Source organism: Burkholderia sp. Bp9099, from assembly GCF_003857805.1.
Classification (GTDB): Bacteria; Pseudomonadota; Gammaproteobacteria; order Burkholderiales; family Burkholderiaceae; genus Burkholderia.
Genome location: NZ_QTPU01000028.1, coordinates 31,710 through 51,639, shown reverse-complemented (window position 1 = coordinate 51,639; position 19,930 = coordinate 31,710). Strand labels below are relative to the sequence as shown.

Genomic DNA, 19,930 nt, shown 5'->3' with positions numbered 1-19,930 from the left:
ATGATGCAGGAATGCAACACGCGCCGGGCAGCGCGGCGAGCGGCTCAGCGTCCCGATGCGAGCGGCGCGAGCGCGTTGGCGCGACCACGGCCGGCCGACGCGCCGTCGTGTTCGCCGTACGCGGCGACGAGCGCGTCGACCCGCGCGAGGTGATGGCGGTTGTCACGATCCCACGGGTGGAAGCCGGGCCGGAAAAAGCTCAGCCACTCGCCCGCGATCCGCGGAAACAGCCCACGACGCGGCCCGTACAGGAACGCGAGCATGCGCAGCATGCCGCGCACGCGATGCTCGATGTCGCGATCGCGCGACAACAGCGTCGCGTGCAGCAGGAACACAGTCGGCCAGAACGTCAGCGTCGTCAGCAGATAGACGCCGATGCGGATCAGATAACGGCGCAGGCCCGGCTTCATCGCGACGTTCCAGACGTCGAACGACACGGCCTTGTGTTCGGTTTCCTCGAGCGCGTGCCACACCCACATCTGACGGTAGCCGTCGACCGAGCCTTCGAGGCGCGTCGGATCGCGCAGCAGCCAGTCGGCGAGCATGGCCGTGTAGTGCTCGGCGGCGACCGTATGCGCGAGCTGCACCGAATGCGGCAGCTTGCGCTTCATGTAACCGAGCACGGTCCAGATGCGCTTGTCGAGCTTGCGCGCGGGCAGGCGGTTCGCCTGCATCAGCTCGTTGTATTCGACGTGCTCGCGCGTATGCATCGCCTCCTGCCCGATGAAGCCGAGCACCTGCCGCTTCAGCACCGGATCGTCGATCCGGTCGCGATAGTGGCGCACGGAATCCATGAAGAATCGTTCGCCGGCGGGAAACAGCAGCGACAGCGCGTTGAAGAAGTGCGTCACGTGCGGGCCGAGCCCGTGCCAGTCCTTCGCGCGTTCGACCGGCAGGTCGAAGCGCAGGTCGCGGCGCACCGGCATCACCTCGGCCGCGGTGGCAGAAGCGGCTGACTTCATGTTCGTCGTTCTCCTTGTTTCCGGGCGGCCCAGCCGGCCGTTGCGGCCATTGCGACCGTACCGGCGCGGCCCGGGCAGCGCATCGCGCAACGCCCGGATCTTGACATCGATAGCTGTAAAGATAGGCGCCGGCGAACGCCGCGCGCAAGCCGCGCGGTAGATGCGCGCTTCCAAACAGGGCACGTTCGGCAACGCGACAAAAGCGGCGTTCGGGTGGCGTTCGGGCGGGTCGCGATTCGAACGCGCGCATCCGTGCGCAACCGGCAGGCGGGCGACGCGCGCGCGAATCGCATTCGGCGCGCAAGCCCCGTGCGACGGGCGTTTGCGGCGTCGCGCGACGTTTTTTCGACGCGACGCCGAGCGGCCGGATAGCGCCGATTCATACGCGCGCGACGTTCGCGCGGCGCAACCCCTTCGAGCCGGTCCGCGAACGATTCAAACATGCGTTCCATTCGCGTGTCGCGCGAGATGCGTCAGCACCGCCGCGACCGGCGCGCGACAGGCACGCGGCCGTGCCCTCGCCGCCTGCGGCGGCCCCCTGCGCGCTCGCCTACAATAGCGGTTTTACCCAACCCCTTTCAGGAGAAGTCATGTCTGTCACCACGACCGCATCGGGCCTCAAGATCGAAGAGCTGACCGAAGGCACCGGCGCGGAAGCGCAAGCCGGCCAGACCGTCAGCGTCCATTACACGGGCTGGCTGACCGACGGTCAGAAATTCGACTCGAGCAAGGACCGCAACGACCCGTTCGCGTTCGTGCTCGGCGGCGGCATGGTCATCAAGGGCTGGGACGAAGGCGTGCAGGGCATGAAGGTCGGCGGCGTGCGTCGCCTGACGATCCCGCCGCAACTCGGCTACGGCCCGCGCGGTGCAGGCGGCGTGATCCCGCCGAACGCGACGCTCGTGTTCGAAGTCGAACTGCTCGCCGTCTGACGACGCCGCCGGCCGACGTCCTTCCGATGGAACGCATCCCGTCTCCCGCCATCGCGCTGCGCCGTTACGACACGTGCGAAGCGTCCGACGTGCACGACTTTCACCAGGTCGTGCTCGGCGTCGACGGCGCGATGGTGATGGCGGTGGACGGCGTCGGCCAGCGCATCGACCGGCACGCGGCCTGGCTGATTCCGGCCGGCTCGCGCCACGATTACGCGGGCCTCGGCGACAATCGCCAGCTCGTGCTCGACCTGCCCGCCGCGTCGCTCGCGGTGCCGCAGCGGCTGTTCGACAGCGCGCGTGCCGTGTCGATCGACCCGGCGCTGACGTCGCTCGTCGCGCAGGTCGCGACAGCGGCCGCGCAGCTCGACGGCCCGGCCGGCGACACGCGGCACGCGCATCGCTTCCAGTGGCAGGCCGCCGCGCGTCTGTGCGACGCGCTGCTCGGCGACGCCAGCCTCGCCGCGCCCGCGGCGGGCCTGGATTTCGCGCGCATCGACCGCTGGCTGCGCGCGCGGCTCGCGGAGCCGCTGCGCATCGCCGATCTCGCCGCGCACTGCGGCTACGGGATGCGCCGGTTTCACCAACTGTTCGTCGACGCGTTCGGCGAAACCCCGCATCGCTACCTGCAGCGGCTGCGGCTCGACGCCGCCGTCGTGCTGCTCGCCGACGGCCGCCATCCGCTCGTCGACATCGCCGGCATGGTCGGCTTCGCCGACCAGAGCACCTTCACGCACGCGTTCACGAAACGCTTCGGCGTCGCGCCGGGGCGCTGGCGCGGCGAACGGCACTGAGCGGCCGGACGCCACCCGTTTTCCTGCAATAGCGAACGCGATTGCGCCGATTGCGCCCCTGCGTCATGGCCGGATGGTTTTCGACAGGCGTTGTCATCGCGCGCGACATCGTGGCGCGCATGAAAGCGGTGCGCATCGGGCGGGGTCTGCAGCCGCTTGAACGGGACTCTCGGCCGCCACCGGGCGCGCGACCGATGCGGCGACGCCGCGCAACGGTAAAGACACGGTCCTTGCGTCGCACGGCGTCCGGGGTCATCACGTCCGGATCATCACGCCCGTATCACCCCCGCTCGTCGCCCACTTTCCGCACGACCGTATCCGCCGCCTTCAACGGCCGACCATCGTCGTGCCGCAGCGCGAGCTTGCGGATCGCGCGGCCCGTCTTGCGCTCGACCAGGACAGAATGCGGCTCGCCGCGCGCGAACAGGTTCGCCTCGCCCCACTGCCGCAGCATCACGATCACCGGAAACAGCCCCTCGCCCTTCTTCGTCAACGCGTACTCCTGATACGCGCTGCCGTCCGACGCGGGCACGACGTCGAATACGCCCGCGTCCACCAGCATCCTGAGCCGGTCCGACAGGATATTGCTCGCGACGCCGAGGCTCGCGCGGAAATCGCCGAACCGGCGCACGCCGTCGAACGCGTCGCGCACGATCAGCAACGCCCAGCGATCGCCGACGATATCGGTCGCCCGTGCCACCGGGCACGGCGAATCCGCAAGACTTTTCTGCCTGGCCATGTTGTTCTCCGCTGTCGCGCCGGTTGCCTTCGCACGCGCCCGGCACGTCGGTGCGCGGACCCGTTGCCCGCCGCCCCACAAGTTGCATTTTAAAACTACTTTTCCTACACTCACACTGGTTTCAAATTGCAACTACTTAAGCGAGTGCGAGGCAGCCCATGGAATCGTCTTGTCGTTCGGGAACCGTCGCGTCCAGCGCGACATCGCGTGCCGCGCGCCCGGCCGATCGCGCGCGCGTATCCACGGCGCTCGTCGCGCTGCTGGCCGTCTGCTGCGCGGCAAGCGTCGCAAACGTGTACTACGCGCAGCCGCTGCTCGATTCGATCGCCCGCGATTTCCGCGTATCGCAGGCGACGGTCGGCGGCGTCATCACGGCGACGCAGCTCGGCTGCGCGCTCGCGTTGCTGTTCGTCGTGCCGCTCGGCGACCTGCTGAACCGCAAACGCCTGCTCGCCGTCCAGCTTCTGCTGCTGACGGCGGCCTGCATCGGCGTGGCCGCCGCGTCGACGCGCGTCGCGTTGCTGGCGGGCATGGTCGCGGTCGGGCTGCTCGGCACCGCGATGACGCAAGGGCTGATCGCCTGCTCGGCCGCGCTTGCGGGGGCCGGCGAGCGCGGCCGTGTGGTCGGCGCGGCACAGGGCGGCGTCGTGATCGGTCTGCTGGCCGCACGTTCGCTGGCGGGTGTCGTCACGGATATCGCCGGCTGGCGTGCGGTCTACCTGGTGTCGGGCGCACTTGCGATCGCGATGCTGATCGCGCTGGCGCGGCTGTTGCCCGATGCGGACGCGCCGCGCGAGCGCATCGGCTACGCAGCGCTGCTCGGTTCGATGGTCACGCTGCTGCGCAACGAGCGCGTGCTGCGTGTGCGCGGGGCGATCGCGCTGCTGATGTTCGCGGCGTTCAGCATCTTCTGGAGCGCGCTCGTGCTGCCGCTGAGCGCGCCGCCGCACGCGATGTCGCATACGCAGATCGGCGCATTCGGGCTCGTCGGCGCACTGGGTGCGGCGGCCGCCGCGCGCGCGGGCCGGCTCGCGGATCGCGGGCTCGGCGAAGCGACGACCGGCGCCGCGCTCGCACTGCTCGCATGCTCGTGGCTGCCGCTCGCGTTCACCGATACGTCGATCGCGCTGCTGGTCGTCGGCATCGTGCTGCTCGACGTCGGCGGGCAGGCCGTCCATGTCGTGAACCAGAGCATGATCCTCGGCGCGCGGCCCGATGCGCATGCGCGCCTCGTCGGCTGCTACATGCTGTTCTATTCGATCGGTAGCGGACTCGGCGCGATCGCGTCGACGATGACGTATGCGCACGCGGGATGGATCGGTGTCTGCGGGCTCGGCGCGGCGGTCAGCGTGGCCGCGTTCGGCGCATGGGCCGTGACGCTCGGGTGTGCCTGAACGACGCGTGTCGAGCCCGGCGCGCGAGCCGCCGCATGCCCGGCTTCGAACGACAAAAGCCGGCTCGCCCGGATCGGGCGGCCGGCCTGCGAACCGGACGTGTATGCCGGCTCGACCGTCGCGACGATGCGTCGCGTTCGCTTACCCCGCCGCCTGGATCGCCTCTTCGTACACGCCGGCGACGCGTCGCGCGATCACCGCGTTGTCGAAATGGTCGCGCGCGTAGCGCTTGCACGCCGCTTCGTCCGGCAACGCGATCGCGCCCGACAGCGCGCCGCCGAGCCCTTCCGCGATCGCGTCCGCGCCCGTCGACGGCAGCACGAGGTCGTTGGACAGCCCGGCGACCGCCTCCGGCAGCCCGCCGACCGGCGTGACCAGCACCGGCGTGCCGGACGCGAGCGATTCGACGGTGATCAGCCCGAAGCCTTCGAGCGCGACGGTCGGCACGACGCTGACCGTCGCCGCGCGGTACAGGGCCGCGAGATGGTTGTCGGGCACGAAACCGAGCAGCTTCACGTTGTCCTGCAGCCCGGCTTCGTCGATGCGCTGCTGCAGCTCCTCGCCGATCTTGCCCTTGCCGGCGATCAGCAGCAGCACGTCCGGGTGACGTTGCTTGACGAGGCCGATCGCGTCGATCAGGTCCTCCAGCCCCATGCGCCGCACGAGCCGGCGCACGGCCAGCACGATCGGCCGGTCCTGCGGCAGTTGCAGCTTCTGCCGCGCCTCGGCCGGCGTGAGCGGCGTGTCGAACTGCGCGGTATCGACGCAGCCGGGAATCACGCGCACACGCGACGGATCGATCCCGTAGCGGTTCGTCAGGATCTGGCCGAATGCCTGCGACAGCACGATCAGGCGCGACGAGCGCGTATAGACGGCCTGTTCGAGATAGCGCTTCGCGCGCTGCCCGAGCGATGCGGCGCCCTCGACCTGGCTTTCGTCGGCCCACGGCCCCTGGAAGTGCGACACCTGCGGAATCCCGCGCGTGACGTCGAGCCCCGGGAACGTGTACAGCGCGAAGTGCGACGAAATCACGTCCGGCCGCTCGCTGCGGATCTCGTCGCGCAGCGCGCGGCGCGCGGCGAGCATGCGGCGCGCGAGCGGCTGCGACGCAGGTCCGAAGCCCTGGATCGCACCGCCCGTGTCGTCGGCGACCTTCGGCGAGCCGGCGACGAGCCCGCGCACCGCGACGCCCGCGCCCGGCAGCGCGCCGACGAGCGAGTAGTACATCCGGTCGAGGCCGCCCGCGCGTTCGGGGAACCAGTGCATGCCGATTTGCAACGATTTGATCGGCCGGGAAGATTGAGACGTCACGGTTGCTCCTGCGTGATTGCATGCTCGACCCGCTCGAAGGCGGACGGCTGCGTGGGTTGGCCGATGCGCCGGTAAAGCGCGACGTACTGGGCGCCCATGTGGGCCCAGCCGAAACGGGTCATCAGTTCGCGGGCCGCGTCGCCCATCGCGCGACAGGTGTCGCGCGACGCCGCGAGCGCGCCGATCGCCTGCGCGAGCGCGGCCGGATCGTCCGGGTCTTCCAGCACGATCCCGCAATCGCGCGTGATGATCTCCGCGCCGCCGGCGGTGCGCGCGGTGACGACCGGCAGCCCGGCCGCCATCGCTTCCAGCAGCGACAGGCTCATCGCTTCGTAGCGCGACGGAAACACATACGCGTCGACCGAGCGCATCAGCGTCGGCATGTTCTTCACGAGCCCGAGGAAATGCACGCGCGACGCGATGCCGAGCGCGCGCGCCTCGTCCGGATACGGGCTGCCGGGCAGATAGCCGGCCACCGCGAGATGGACGTTCGCCGGCAGTTTCGTCAGCGCCTTCAGCACGGTGCCGAGGTTCTTGCGCGGCGTGCGCAGGTCGCCGACGAACAGCAGCAGGAACGCGTCGTCCGGCAGCTTGAACGCCGCGCGATCGGCCTGCGCGCCCGCGAACGCGCTGCCGTCGACGCCGTTGTAGATCACGCTGATCTTGCGGCTGTCGATGCCGAGCCCGGCGATCTCGTCGGCCACCTTCTGCGACACGGCCGTGATCGCGCGCGAACGCTTGTACGCCCAGCGCTCGAGCGCCGTATTCACGCGCGTATAGACGTACTGGTACGCCGACCACAGCCCCTTCGTCGGGCCGAACGGGTAGTACGGGCTCTTGAACCAGCCGCCGTGCACGAAGTGCGCGGTGTTCACGTCGGCCTTGATCCACGAGATGAAGCCGTTCACGTGCAGCACGTCGTATTCGCCGCGATGCGCGCGCAGCCAGGCCGCGCTCTTGAGCGCGAACACCTGCTGCTTGACGAGATTCGACGGCCAGAAACCGCCGACCTTGACCGGCACCCAGCGCACGCGCGGGTCGGCCAGCAGCTCGGGCGCGACGTGCGACGCGACCAGCGTGACCTCGTAGTGTTCTGCCAGCGCCGCGCGCGCGATTTCGTAATTGACGCGGCCCTGCCCGTCGTTATGTCGCACGACGTGCGTGACGATCGCGATTCTCAATGGTCGCCTCCCCGTGAACGCGCGGCGGCCAGCAGGCGCTGTGCCTTTTGCCAGTGCGCCGCGGATAGTATGGAAAAAATGGCCGTGAACAGCAGCAGGCCGCCCGTGCCGATCAGCGAGTTCGTGAACACGAGCATCGCGAACACCGACAGGCACAGGCTCAGGCATGCGCCGACGAACTTGTCCTTGCGCAGCTTGAACGCCGCGCGCAGCGTGCGGGCGAGCAGCATCACGACACCCGACAGGTACAGCAGCGTGCCGGGCCAGCCGAGCACGAACGGCACGTTCATCACGCCGCTGTCGAAGCTGCCGTACTTGCCGAGCTCGCCGCTGTCGCTCGACAGCTTGGTGGACGCGCCGGTCGCGCCCATCCCTTCGCCGGCGACGTCGGTGAACGCCGTTTGCGCGAAGGTTGCGTAGAACTTGTTGCGGTCGTCGTAGCTGCGGTCGTCCTTCAGGTTCGTGATCGACTGCAGGCGCGCGCCGAGCCGGTCGGCCACCGGCCCGACGGTCAGGAGCGGCACGCACAGCCCGACCAGCACGACCCCGCTGATCAGGATCCGCATCCGCACGCGATTGCTCGACTGCACGAGCTGGATCGCAAGCGCGATCACCCAGCCGCCCCAGGTCGAGCGCACGAGACACAGCGCGAACGACACGAAGCCGGCGGCGCCCGCGAACCAGCGGACCTTCTGCGGCGCCGCGAACACGAACACCAGCGCGCCCATGATCGCGAACGCGAACGGCCCCGACGAGTTCATCGTGCTGAATACCCGCACGCCGTACGGCACCGGCTCGCCCTGCGAACCCATGTCCGAGCCGATCATCCACAGCACGTCCCACTGCGGCATCACGAAGTACTGCACGACCCCGTACACGCCCATCACGAGCATGCCCCACATGAACGTGGACAGCAGCACGTCGCGGTACTCGGGATAGTCGCGCGCGTTGACCATGATGTGAAAGCCGATCAGCACCGGGTACACCCAGTTCGCGAGGTCGTAGGTCGCGGCCATCACGCCGCTCGACACGATCCCGACGAGGTACGCGTACGTCAGCCCGAACAACATCAGCAGCACGGGAATCCCGCGCCGCTGGGCAAGCACGCGGTAATGCCTGAGCAGCCCCAAGCCGGCGATCATCGTCACCGCGAGCGGCGCGACCTGGATCAGGCTCGTCGGCGTGAACGCGCCCTTCGACCAGTCGGCGAGACGCCGCACTTCGGGGCTCAGGAACCACACCCACCACATGAAGCCGACGTAGCGCGCCGGGCTCTTGAAATACAGCCAGATGCCGACCGCGATCGCCAGCACCGGAAACGCGAGCGTCAGCACCTTGCCCTGGTGAATGGCGATCAGCGCGGCGGTCAACGTCCACAGCCCGGCCTGCCCGACCCAGTGCTTCGGTTCGGGTAACCGGCTGCGGCTGCGCGACGGTGCGCGTTCGGCGGCAATCGTACTCATCGATCCGCTCTCACCGCGACGACGGGCGCGAATCCGCGAGCGGCATCGCGAGACCGGCGGCCGCCGGCGTGCGACGCCGGCACAGCAGGTCGCGCGTGATCCGCACGTGCTGCTCGGCGAACGCCTGCGTGGTCAGGTCGCGCTCGCGCAGGCACGCGGCCGCGGCACGCGCGCATTCGAGCGCGGCGGCCGGATCGGCCACGAAGCGATCGGCGGCCTGGCGCATCGCCGCTGCGTCGAACGCCGGCACGTAGGCGGCCGTGTCGTGCGGGAAGTAGTCGCTGAGGCCGCCCACGTCGGACACGATCATCGGCTTGCCGACCGCCGCCGCCTCGAGCATCACGGTGATGCCCGACGCATGGAAGTTCGGCCGCAGCGGCACGACGATCACGTCGGCCCATGCGTACAGCTCGTGCTGCTTCGCGAGGCCCGATGCCGAGCCGATCTTCACGTTCGGCGCATGCCACTCGCGCGGCACACGGCGGCGCGTCGCGAGCCGCACGTCGTAGCGCTCGTCGCCGCCGAACGCGGCGAGGAACGTGCGCCAGTCGCGGTCGCGGTCGTTGCCGATCGCGGCGATCCGCAGCGGCCGGTTCGGCTTCCATTGCTGCGGTTCGGCCGGCGGGAAGTCCTGCGTGTTCAGCCCGTAGTAGACGAACTCGGCCTCGCGCCCGAGATAGCGGCGGCACAGCTCGGCGTTGTCGCGGGCGAGCGTCGTCAGCGCGTCGGCGCGCGCGAGCAGCTTGCGGTACAGCCAGCGGCGCGGGCCGCCGAAGGTGTTCCACTTGTCGAACAGCCACACGCTCTGCGCGAGCAGCAGCGGGCGCTTGCCCTGCGCGCCGGCGAGCTTCAGGACCAGCGCGGCGGCGAGGTGCTCCTGCTCAGTGTGCGTCCAGATCACGTCCGTGCTCAGCAGCGCGGCGCGATTGCGCCATGCGTGCACGACGTCGAAGCCGAGCGCCGCCTTCAGCGCACGGCGCGCGAGGCTCGCGACGCGGTTCTCGCGGCGGTCCTGCGAATAGGTCAGCCGGAATTCGTCGGATTCCGCGTGGTGATAGCCGTACAGGCAGCCGATATTCTCGCCTTGCCGATAGGTACGCGGATCGGCGCCGTAAAACAGGTGAACGTGAACCTTCGTCGAAGTCATGTCAGCCTCCGCCAGGCCGTCGGATGCACCGACGGGCAAGCTTCAGGGAGCTGGAGAGGCTGCGCCCCTCCAGGCGAATCAAATGAGCGCGGGAGTCGGACCATTTCATGCCCTTCGCGGGTGGCCGTGCATCGTGCGCGCGGCCCGTTCAAGACGTCACCGGCGGCATCGCCGCACGGTGGGGGGCAAGATTCGCGCGGCGCGCCTCGCGCGCGCCGCGGCGCACCGCGCGCCAGTGGTCGCGCACGCGGTCGCGCCGCGCGGTGTGCAGCGACAGCAGCACGTGCGCGAAACCCGGGTAGACGCGCGTGCCGACCAGCGTCCACCACCACCACGCGATCTCGCGCCGCAGCGGCGGCAGATGCTCGCGCAGGATCAGGTGCAGGTTGTACGCGCCGTTGCTGATCGCATTCAGCGACGCGGCGTCTCGCCGGTCGTCGTCGAAACGCTCGGCCGGAAAATGGTCGACCGCGATCGCCGGGTCGTAGACGAGCTTCCAGCCGTCGCGCTGCACGTGCATGCTGAAACCCATGTCGTTGTGCACCTGCGCACCGGCGCCGCGCAGCCGCGTGTCGAAGCGCAGCCGCTCGATCGCAGCGCGGCGGTAGCTCATGTTCGCGCCCTTGAGCATGTCGACTTCGCGCGCGCCGCCGACGCCCAGGTGATGGTTGCCGACGATCTTGCCGGACAGTGTGAGCTGGCCGACTAGTTCGCGCGATTCGTCGAGCACGCGACCCTTCTCGTGCACCCAGTCGCGGCCGCCCACCGCGCCGACGCGCGGGTCGGCGAGGAACACGGCCTCAATGCGCGCGAGCCAGTCGGCGTGCGGCGCCGCGTCGTCGTCGGTGATCGCGACGATGTCGCCGTGCGCCGAGTCGAGCCCCTTGTTCAGCGCGGCGACCTGCCCCGGCACGTCGACCGGCACGATCCGCAACGGCAGCGCGCCGCCGACCGACGGATCGGCGAGGCGCTCGTGCGTGGCATCGTCCTCCGGGCGCGCGACGACGATCACCTCGTCGGGCAGCCGCGCCTGGCGCTGCAGCGCCAGCAGGCAGCGCGCGAGGTCGGCGGGACGCCGGTAGGTCGGAACGAGCACGGAAATTTTCATCGAAAGTTCTCCAGTCGGCCGGGCCGATGCGGCTCGCGCCGGCCCGGTTTCGTGCAATGCGGTCAGGCGCTCAGGTATTCGTGGACGGCCGCATAACCGCGGCCGTAGCCGCGTGCCTTCGGCGGCACGCCGTTGAAGATCCCGCCTTCCAGATCGACGCCCGCGGTGCGCAGGCGCTTGATCGCGTCGGCGATCTCGCCTTCGGTATGCATGCCCGAGCGCAGCACCAGGAAGGTCGCGCCGGCCATACGGCCGATGATGGTCGCGTCGGTCACCGCCAGCACCGGCGGCGAGTCGATCAGCACGACGTCGTAGCGCTTGCCGAGCCCTTCCAGGTATTGCGGCAGACGGGCCGACATCAGCAGTTCCGACGGGTTCGGCGGGCGCGTGCCGGCCGAGATGAACGACAGGCCCTGCACCGGCGTCTCGCGGATCGCGTCCTCGAGCGACGACTGGTCGCTCAGCAGCTCGGACAGGCCCGGCTGCGCGGTAAGGCCGAAGTAGCGGTCGAGCATGCCGCGGCGCATGTCGGCGTCGACCAGCAGCACACGCTTGCCGGAATGCGCGAGCAGCACCGCGAGGTTGACCGTCAGGAAGCTCTTGCCGATGCCCGGCGTCGGGCCGGTCAGCACGACCACGCGGTTCTTCGCGTCCATCATCGCGAACTGCATCGCGGTGCGCAGGCTGCGCATGCTTTCAACGCTCAGGTCCTTCGGACGCAGGCTCGCGAGGATCGGCCGCGCGCGGCCGCCGCCCTTCTCGGCCATGGCGTCGAGCTTCACCTGCTCGGCGCTTTGCGGCACCAGCCCGTACAGCGGCAGGTTGAACGTGCGCTCGACGCGGTCCGGATCCTCGATGCCCTGGAACAGGTTGCGACGCAGGAACACGATGCCGGTGCCGAGGATCAGCCCGAGGAACACCGCCGCCGACAGGATCAGCACCTTCTTCGGCTTGACCGGATCGCCCGGGCGCAGCGCCGAATCGACGAGGTGGATGTTGCCGCCCGTGCCGGCCTTCTGCACCGACAGCTCCTGCACGCGGTTCAGCAGCAGCACGTAGATGTCCTCGGCCACCTTCGCGTCACGCTGGAGCTGGACGGCCTTCACTTCGGTGGCCGGCAGGCTGCGGAAGCGGTTGCTGAACTTGTCCTTCTCGCCCTGCAGTTCCGCGAGCTGCTGCTTCGCGGCGATCACCATCGGGTGCGAATCGGTGAAGCGCTGCGCGAGCGACGCGAGCTGCAGGCGCTGCGCGGCGATCTGCTGCTCATACTGCACGCTGCCTTCGAGGTAGACCTTCGCCTCGTCGCTCGCGTTGATCGAGCCGGACGTGCGCTGGTACTGCGTCAGTGCGGCTTCCGCGCGCTCGAGGTCGGACTTCAGGCGCGGTTCCTCGCCCTTCAGGAAGTCGAGCATCTTGGTCGCTTCGGCCTGCTTCGCGATCACGTGCTGGTTCAGGTACGACTGCGCGAGCGCGTTCGCGATCGCGGCGGTCTGATCCGGGTCCTTGCCTTCGAGCGAGATCTGGACGACGCCCGTCTGCTTGCCCTGCTCGGACACCTGGATGCCCGACTGGAAGCCGGTGATCGCATCGAGATCGTTGTAGCGGACCACCGTGAATTGCGTGCCCGGACGCGCGACGAGCTTCTGCACGAGCAGCGTCACGCCGCCTGCCTGCTCCGATTCGCCGACACGGCCCGACAGAAGACGGTTGCCGTTCTGGTCGACCAGCGTGTAGGTGCCGTTCGGGCCGGCCGTCAGCGTCAGCTTCTTGCCTTCGAGCGCGGGCACGACGTTGATCGTGTCGATGTCGGCGACTTCGCCGCCCCATGCGTACGAGCGCAGGCCGAACCACGCACGCGCCGGTTCGCCCGGCGTCGCGACGCGCGCGGCCAGGCTGCCGAGCACCGGCAGCGTCTTCGGCGCGACCGAGAAGTTCAGCTTGAACTGCTCGACGACCGGCGCGACGACGCCGCGGCTCTTGATGATCTCGATTTCCGCTTCGGTCGGCGCCTGCTGCGGACCGCTGTTGATCATCGCGCCCGTCTGCGTCTGGGTGAGCGCCTGCGACGTGTTGTCGTTGCCCTCGACCCGCACGTGCACGTCGGCCTGATAGACCGGCTTCGCGATGTAGCAGTACAGGCCGGCCATCGCGATGACGGTCACCGCGATGCCGAGCAGCAGCCAGATGTCGTCCATGAGCACCTGGAGCAGCTGGCCGAGGACGACGTCCTCTTCCTCGGTTTTCGCGGTCAGATCCGCGTAGGAGTGTTTCGCTTGCGTGTTCACCATTCGTTCCCGCTTGAGTGGTGCCGGGGGGCAGGCGCCGCCCCGGCGGGCTATCAGCGCGTGATTTGCCGCATGTAGAAGATCGTCTGGATCGTCGGCAACACCTGCTGCAGCACGCGGTTGAACTGCACCGAGCCGGCCGTGCTGACGTAGACGACGTCGAGCGGCTGGAGCGGGAAGCGGCTCGACAGCATCAGCGCATCCGGCTGCGTCATGTCGAGGCGGAACACTTCCGGCTTCGTCGGGTTGTCGCGCATCCCGCGCATCACGTAGATCTTGCGCGGGTTCGCGTCGGTGTCGAGGATGCCGCCGCCGGCCGTCAGCGCGTCGGCGATGGTCAGCTTGCCCTTGAGCATCGGCACGGTGACCGGCGTCTTGACCTCGCCCATGATGAACACGCGGCTGTCGCTGCGGTCCGGCACGTTGACGATGTCGCCCGGCTGCAGCATCACGTTCTGCTTCACTTCGCCGCGATCGAGCACGCCGTTCGCGTCGAGCGTGTAGAGCTTGCCGTCGCGCGTCAGGCGCACGCGCTGCAGGTCGGCCTCGTTGGTCGAACCGCCCGAGCGCGAGATCGCGTCGACGAGCGTCAGCGGCACGTCGCTCACCGCGAGCGGGCCCGGCTGCTTCACCTCGCCCGTCACCTGCACCTTCTGGCTGCGGAACGACAGCACGCGCACGTCGAGCTGCGGATTCTTCACGTAGCGCGCGAGGGTCGATGCCATCTGCTCGCGGATCTGCGCGACCGTCTTGCCCGCCACGCGGATGCGGCCGACGAACGGGAAGAAGATCGTGCCGTCGGCGGCGACCGTCTGGCCGTACGGATCGGCCTGGCCCGGCAGCGCAGTCGTATACGGCTGCTGCAGCGCGCCCGCGACCGACTGCGTCGTGTTGCCGCCGCTCGAGAACGACTGGCCCTGCGGCGTCGTCAGCTCGGGGTGATCCCACACCGTGACGCCGAGGATGTCCTGCGGACCGACGCGGTACACGTACTCCGACGGATCGGTGTATCGGCCCGGCGGCAGCGGATGCTCGACCTGCTGCTTCTGCAGCTGATCCATCACCAGCTTCGCGTCGATGTAATGAACCGGATAGGTTTCGGCCTGCCCTTGCCGGCCTTCGTCCTTCAGGTTCGACGAGTCGAGATAGTTGCCGGGCGCGCTCGCGCAGGCCGACAGGAATGTCGTCATCGCGACGGCGAGCGCCAGCGGGCGCATGGGACGTTTCAGCATAGTTTTTGCAGCCATCCTTGAACCAGACGTTCGATCAATGAGTAGCTCTCGCGATAGTCGGCCTCGGGGCCGCCATGCGGATCCGCGATCTCGGCGTCCTCCCACTTGCCCAGCAGGTGGACCTTGCCGCGCGCGAACGGATCGACCGCCTCGACGGCCTTGATCTGTTCGCGCTCGCTGACGAGAATCAGGTCGGCGTCGCGCACGATCCGGCGCGACAGCCGCCGCGAACGGTGCGTCGTCGCATCGACGCCGCGCTCGGCGAGAAGTTGGCGCATCACCGGATCGATGCCGTCGCCGTCGTTGGCACGCACGCCGGCGGAGTGGAACGTCACGCGCGGGCCGCCACGCGACGCCGCGTGCGACTTGAACAGCAGTTCCGCCGCCGGGCTGCGGCAGACGTTCGCGTGACAGACGATCAGGATGTTGCGGAACATGGCGTCTCGATTCGGTAACGGGTAACGACGGGTAACGGCAACGCGCCGGTTACGCGTTCGCGCGCGCGGCGCCCGGCACGCGCGCGGCGACGGCCTGGCGCGAGCCGGGGCGGCCGATCGGGTGGTATTCGATGCCCTGCTCGCTCATCGTCTCCGGCTCGTACAGGTTGCGGCCGTCGAAAATGACCGGCGACTTCCACAGGCGGCCGAGCGCGACGAAATCCGGGCTCTTGAATGCCTTCCATTCGGTGACGATCACGAGCGCATCGGCGTCGCGTGCGGCCTGCGCCTCGTCGTCGACGAAGCTGAGGCGCTCGAGCCAGCTCGGGTGATCCGCGAGATCGAGCGCGAGCACGCGGCGCGCTTCCTGCTGCGCGACCGGGTCGTACGCGGCGATGCGCGCGCCGCGCGACAGCAACTCGGCGATCAGCTCGCGGCTCGGCGCTTCGCGCATGTCGTCGGTGTTCGGCTTGAACGCGAGACCCCAGATCGCGAACGTGCGACCGGTCAGGTCCTCGCCGAAGCGCGCGACGATCTTGTCGGCCAGCACGCGCTTTTGCGTCGCGTTCACCGACGACACGGCCTTCAGGATCTGCAGCGCCTGGCCGTGCTCGTCGGCGGTGCGGATCAGCGCCTCGACGTCCTTCGGGAAGCACGAGCCACCATAGCCGCAGCCCGCGTACAGGAAGTGATAGCCGATGCGCGGATCGGAGCCGATCCCGCGGCGTACGGCCTCGATGTCGGCGCCGAAGCGGTCGGCCAGGTTCGCGAGCTCGTTCATGAACGAGATGCGCGTCGCGAGCATTGCGTTGGCCGCGTATTTCGTGAATTCGGCCGAGCGCACGTCCATGTACAGCGTGCGTTCGTGGTTGCGGTTGAACGGCGCGTAGAGCTTCTTCATCAGCTCGCGCGCGCGTTCGCCCGGCACGTCGTCGTCGCAGCCGATCACGATGCGGTCCGGCCGCGTGAAATCGTCGACCGCCGCGCCTTCCTTCAGGAATTCCGGATTCGACACGACCGAGAACATCGGCGCGTCGCCGCCGCGCTTCGCGAGTTCCTCGGCGACCGCCGCACGCACGCGCTCGGCCGTGCCGACCGGCACCGTCGACTTGTCGACGATCACCTTGAAGCCTTTCATATAGCGGCCGATGTTGCGCGCCGCCGCGAGCACGTACTGCAGGTCGGCCGAGCCGTCCTCGTCGGGCGGCGTGCCGACCGCGATGAACTGCACGTCGCCGTGCGCGACCGCGGCCTCGATGTCGGTCGAGAAGCGCAGGCGGCCGGCCGCGCGATTGCGCGCGATGACTTCCTTGAGGCCCGGCTCGTGGATCGGCACGCCGCCGTTGTTCAGGACGTCGATCTTCGCCTGATCGACGTCGAGGCAGAACACGTCGTGCCCGATGTCGGCGAGACAGGCGCCGGTGACAAGACCTACGTAACCGCTGCCGATGATAGTCAGATTCATGATGTGTCGGACCTCGTGACCAATGATTCGAAATTCGTGAAACCGGGGTGTCCGCGCGCGTTGCGCGTCAGTAAGCGTTGCTGCCGGTGAAGCCTTTCCAGAGCGTCAGCACGACGATCTTGATGTCGAGCCAGAACGACCAGTTCTGCATGTAGTACAGATCGAGCTTCACGCGTCCCATCATCTTCTCGATCTGGTCGGTCTCGCCGCGAAAGCCGTTGATCTGTGCCCAGCCGGTGATGCCCGGCTTGATCCGGTAGCGGAACATGTAGCCCTTCACCAGATCCTTGTAGATGTCGTCGTGCGCGAGCGCATGGGGCCGCGGGCCGACGACCGACATCTCGCCCTTCAGCACGTTGATGAACTGCGGCAGTTCGTCGAGGCTCGTGCGGCGCAGGAACCGCCCGACCGGCGTCACGCGCGTGTCGTTCTTGGTCGCCTGCGTGACCTGTCCCGCGACTTCGTGATGCACTTTCATCGAGCGGAACTTGTAGATCTCGAACTCGTGCCCGTCGATGCCCTTGCGCTTCTGGCGGAAGAACACCGGCCCGCGCGACGTGAGCTTGATCAGGCACGCGATCAGCACCATCACCGGCGCGAGCGCCGTGAGCGCCGCCAGCGCGAACAGCCGGTCGAACACGAACTTCGGCAGGATCCGCACGTCGGTGATCGGCGACGCCGCGAGGTTGATCGCCGGCACGCCGAGCACCTCGACCACTTCCTGGTTGAAGAACGACAGCGTGCGCACGTCCGGGATGAAACGGATATTCACGAAGTCGTGGCGGAACACCGTCACGATCTGGTGAATCCGGCGCTCCTCCGTGATCGGCAGCGTGAGCCACAGCTCGCTGATCGCGCGGCTGCGCACCAGCCACACCAGCGATTCGAACTGCCGCTCGATGCGCACGTCGTCGAGCGCGACTTCGCCCGGCGCTTCGCTTTCGTCGTATACGCACACCGGGTTGAAGCCCGCTTCCGGCCGCGAGCGCATCTGCGCGATCAGCCGCCGCGCCGCCGGCGTGCCGCCGACGATCGCGACCGCCTTCAGGTTGTAGCCGCCGCGGCGCAGTTGTCGCAGCACGACGTGCACGCAGGCCTTCGAGCCGGCAAGCAGCGCCATCGTCACGACTGCCCAGTAACCCAGCCACAGCCGCGACAGGTCGCCCGACTGGTGAAAGCTGAAGCTCATCAGGATGCCCGCGAGCTCGACCACCAGCCACGCGAACGCCACGCGCCCCACCAGCCCGACGAGACGCTTGCCGCGCCACGACTGGTAGATGCCGATGGCCGGAAAGAACACGACCACCAGCAGGCAGTCGAACAGCACCGTCGTGCGCTGCAGGTCGTTGAGCCAGATGCTGCCGCCGTGCAGCGCGGCGGCGATCAACGCCCCCAACACGACCATCGCGATATCGATGACTCTCGCCAGCACGCTCAACATGTCCGCTTCCTCTTTGAACAGGCGTTTGCCGAACAGCTCCTCGTGCAGCCCGTGCCGCACCTTCGATTCAAACGTTGCATGACGCTATTGAAGCGGTAAGAAAATCCCTTCTCAAGCGCACAAGTATTTCGAAAAATAATCGGAAATTCTTGCCGCGACATTCTCGAATTAATTCGGCACGTTTTCCCGAATCGATCGTGAATCGGGATTTTTTCGGAAACTTTACGGTTCCCGGCATCCCTTTACGGGAAAGGGCTCCAGCGCGCTCACCCGAATTATTTTTTATTTTTTTATTTGCAGCGGATGCTATCGCGGAAAATTTTCCCGGATCCGTGTGCGACGAATATCTTGCAAAGCGTCCGGTTTTATTGTCGATTTACTTCATGCTACAAACAGGCACTGACTTCAATCGAGGAGAGTGTCATCATGAATGCTCCGGCCGTGGCAGCCGATACGCGCCCTTCTTCTTCCGCCGCCAGCGACGCCAGCCTGCGCGTCGCGGTGCAGCCGGTGATCCTTGCCGGCGGTTCGGGCACGCGTCTGTGGCCGATGTCGCGCGAACACTATCCGAAGCAGCTGATCGGCCTGCTCGGCGATCATTCGCTGCTGCAATCCACCGCGCTGCGGCTCGACGGCCTCGCGACCGGTCATCCGCTGAACGACGACGTGCTGATCGTGTGCGGCGAGGATCACCGCTTCACGACCGCCGAGCAACTGCGCCTGACCGGCAAGCGTGCGTCGATCATGCTCGAGCCGCTCGGCCGCGACACCGCGCCCGCGCTGACGCTCGCGGCGCTGCGGATCGTCGCCGGCGGCGGCGATGCCGTGATGACCGTGATGCCGGCCGACCACGCGGTGGCCGACCAGCCGCGCTTTCATGCGGCCGTCGCGGCCGGCGTGCACTGCGCGGCCCAGGGCAAGATCGCGACGATGGGCATCGTGCCGGGCCGCGCCGAAACGGGCTACGGCTACATCCGCGTCGGCGCGCCGCTCGGCGATGCCGGCACCGGCAACCTCGACGTGCGCCGTCTCGACCGCTTCGTCGAGAAGCCGCATCTCGAACTCGCGCAGCAGTACGTCGCCTCGGGCGAATACTGGTGGAACAGCGGGATCTTCATCGTGCGCGCATCGGTGTGGCTGAACGCGATCCGCCAGCTCGAACCCGAGATCCTCGCGTCCTGCGAGCAGGCCGTCGCACGCGGCAAGGACGACGGCGACTTCTTCCGCGTCGACCGCGACGCGTTCGCGTCCTCGCCGTCGAACTCGATCGACTACGCGGTGATGGAGCGGCTCGTGAACCTGCCGCAGCTGTGCGAAAGCGTCGTCGTGCCGCTCGACGCAGGCTGGTCGGACGTCGGTTCGTGGGACGCGATCTGGCAGATCCTGCCGAAGGACGATGCCGAGAACGTCGGCCGCGGCCACGTGCTGTTCGAGAATGCCGAATCGACCTTCGCGCATTCGGAAAGCCGGCTCGTCGCATGTGTCGGCACGCAGAATCTCGTCGTCGTCGAAACGCCCGACGCCGTGCTCGTCGCCGACAAGTCCTGCGTGCAGGACGTGAAGAAAATCGTCGGGCGCATCAAGGCCGAACGCGGCGCGGAAGCGACCGATCACCGCAAGGTCCATCGCCCGTGGGGGCACTACGACTCGGTCGACACGGGCGAGCGCTTCCAGGTCAAACGCATCGTCGTGAAGCCGGGCGCGCGACTGTCGCTGCAGATGCACCACCACCGCGCCGAGCACTGGATCGTCGTGCGCGGCACCGCGCGCATCACGCGCGGCGACGAAACCTTCCTGCTGTCCGAGAACGAATCGACGTACATCCCGCTCGGCGTGTCGCACCGTCTCGAGAACCCCGGCAAGATGCCGCTCGAGCTGATCGAAGTGCAGTCGGGCGCGTACCTCGGCGAGGACGACATCGTCCGCTTCGACGATACCTACGGACGCCAGTGACGCAATGCCTGCCGGGCGCGCCGTCGCGGCGGTGCGCCCGGCATCACGGGCAATGGAAGCGACAAAAAACAACGCGCGGGCGCCGT

General features: G+C 68.2%; 16 protein-coding genes. 4 read left to right on the top strand and 12 right to left on the bottom strand.

What is annotated here, in order from left to right:
* Positions 1-44: 44 nt before the first annotated feature.
* Complete coding sequence (locus tag DIE17_RS28515; protein WP_124522642.1) at positions 45-962, bottom strand: metal-dependent hydrolase; 918 nt, start codon at positions 960-962, stop codon at positions 45-47.
* 590 nt (positions 963-1,552) lie between these two features.
* Between DIE17_RS28515 and DIE17_RS28510 the strand changes: the two genes are divergently transcribed.
* Both DIE17_RS28510 and DIE17_RS28505 read left to right on the top strand, forming a co-directional pair.
* Entirely contained in the window at positions 1,553-1,894 is a 342-nt protein-coding gene (locus DIE17_RS28510; protein WP_044846591.1) for an FKBP-type peptidyl-prolyl cis-trans isomerase, read from the top strand.
* Positions 1,895-1,920: 26 nt separating this feature from the next.
* Positions 1,921-2,688 carry an AraC family transcriptional regulator gene (locus DIE17_RS28505; protein ID WP_124522640.1) on the top strand — a complete coding sequence of 256 codons (768 nt, stop codon included), beginning with the start codon at positions 1,921-1,923 and terminating at the stop codon, positions 2,686-2,688.
* 280 nt (positions 2,689-2,968) lie between these two features.
* Here the strand turns inward: DIE17_RS28505 and DIE17_RS28500 are convergent, their stop codons facing one another.
* Positions 2,969-3,427 (bottom strand): helix-turn-helix domain-containing protein, encoded by a 459-nt coding sequence (locus tag DIE17_RS28500; RefSeq protein WP_124571626.1) that lies wholly within the window; start codon positions 3,425-3,427, stop codon positions 2,969-2,971.
* 158 nt (positions 3,428-3,585) lie between these two features.
* Here DIE17_RS28500 and DIE17_RS28495 point away from each other — a divergent pair, with 158 nt between their 5' ends.
* Positions 3,586-4,821, top strand: a complete 1,236-nt coding sequence (locus DIE17_RS28495) for an MFS transporter (protein ID WP_124921413.1) — start codon at positions 3,586-3,588, stop codon at positions 4,819-4,821.
* Between the two features lie 141 nt (positions 4,822-4,962).
* Here the strand turns inward: DIE17_RS28495 and DIE17_RS28490 are convergent, their stop codons facing one another.
* The 10 genes from DIE17_RS28490 to DIE17_RS28445 form a co-directional block, all read right to left on the bottom strand.
* Positions 4,963-6,087, bottom strand: a complete 1,125-nt coding sequence (locus tag DIE17_RS28490; RefSeq protein ID WP_124921412.1) for a glycosyltransferase family 4 protein — start codon at positions 6,085-6,087, stop codon at positions 4,963-4,965.
* Positions 6,088-6,128: 41 nt separating this feature from the next.
* A complete protein-coding gene (locus DIE17_RS28485; RefSeq protein ID WP_124921411.1) occupies positions 6,129-7,313 on the bottom strand; it encodes a glycosyltransferase family 4 protein in 1,185 nt (394 codons plus the stop codon).
* On the bottom strand, positions 7,310-8,776 hold the full coding sequence (locus DIE17_RS28480) for an O-antigen ligase family protein (RefSeq protein WP_044846597.1): 1,467 nt from the start codon (positions 8,774-8,776) through the stop codon (positions 7,310-7,312). Before DIE17_RS28480 ends, DIE17_RS28485 begins: the two co-directional genes overlap by 4 nt.
* Positions 8,777-8,786: 10 nt before the next feature.
* The gene (locus DIE17_RS28475; RefSeq protein WP_124921410.1) at positions 8,787-9,923 is read right to left on the bottom strand and encodes a glycosyltransferase family 4 protein; all 1,137 of its coding nucleotides are present in this window, start codon (positions 9,921-9,923) and stop codon (positions 8,787-8,789) included.
* 148 nt (positions 9,924-10,071) lie between these two features.
* Positions 10,072-11,031, bottom strand: coding sequence for a glycosyltransferase family 2 protein (locus DIE17_RS28470; RefSeq protein WP_044846599.1), 960 nt, complete (start codon positions 11,029-11,031; stop codon positions 10,072-10,074).
* A gap of 62 nt (positions 11,032-11,093) precedes the next feature.
* Positions 11,094-13,319, bottom strand: coding sequence for a polysaccharide biosynthesis tyrosine autokinase (locus tag DIE17_RS28465; RefSeq protein ID WP_044846600.1), 2,226 nt, complete (start codon positions 13,317-13,319; stop codon positions 11,094-11,096).
* Positions 13,320-13,369: 50 nt separating this feature from the next.
* Complete coding sequence (locus DIE17_RS28460; RefSeq protein WP_044846601.1) at positions 13,370-14,548, bottom strand: polysaccharide biosynthesis/export family protein; 1,179 nt, start codon at positions 14,546-14,548, stop codon at positions 13,370-13,372.
* Complete coding sequence (locus DIE17_RS28455; protein WP_124486461.1) at positions 14,542-14,985, bottom strand: low molecular weight protein-tyrosine-phosphatase; 444 nt, start codon at positions 14,983-14,985, stop codon at positions 14,542-14,544. Before DIE17_RS28455 ends, DIE17_RS28460 begins: the two co-directional genes overlap by 7 nt.
* Before the next feature lie 49 nt (positions 14,986-15,034).
* Entirely contained in the window at positions 15,035-16,450 is a 1,416-nt protein-coding gene (locus tag DIE17_RS28450; RefSeq protein WP_124486462.1) for a UDP-glucose/GDP-mannose dehydrogenase family protein, read from the bottom strand.
* A 67-nt stretch (positions 16,451-16,517) separates the two neighbouring features.
* Positions 16,518-17,891, bottom strand: a complete 1,374-nt coding sequence (locus DIE17_RS28445; protein ID WP_124486463.1) for an undecaprenyl-phosphate glucose phosphotransferase — start codon at positions 17,889-17,891, stop codon at positions 16,518-16,520.
* A gap of 426 nt (positions 17,892-18,317) precedes the next feature.
* Between DIE17_RS28445 and DIE17_RS28440 the strand changes: the two genes are divergently transcribed.
* Positions 18,318-19,844: a mannose-1-phosphate guanylyltransferase/mannose-6-phosphate isomerase gene (locus tag DIE17_RS28440; protein WP_124646464.1), complete on the top strand. Its 1,527-nt coding sequence runs from the start codon at positions 18,318-18,320 to the stop codon at positions 19,842-19,844.
* Positions 19,845-19,930: the final 86 nt, after the last annotated feature.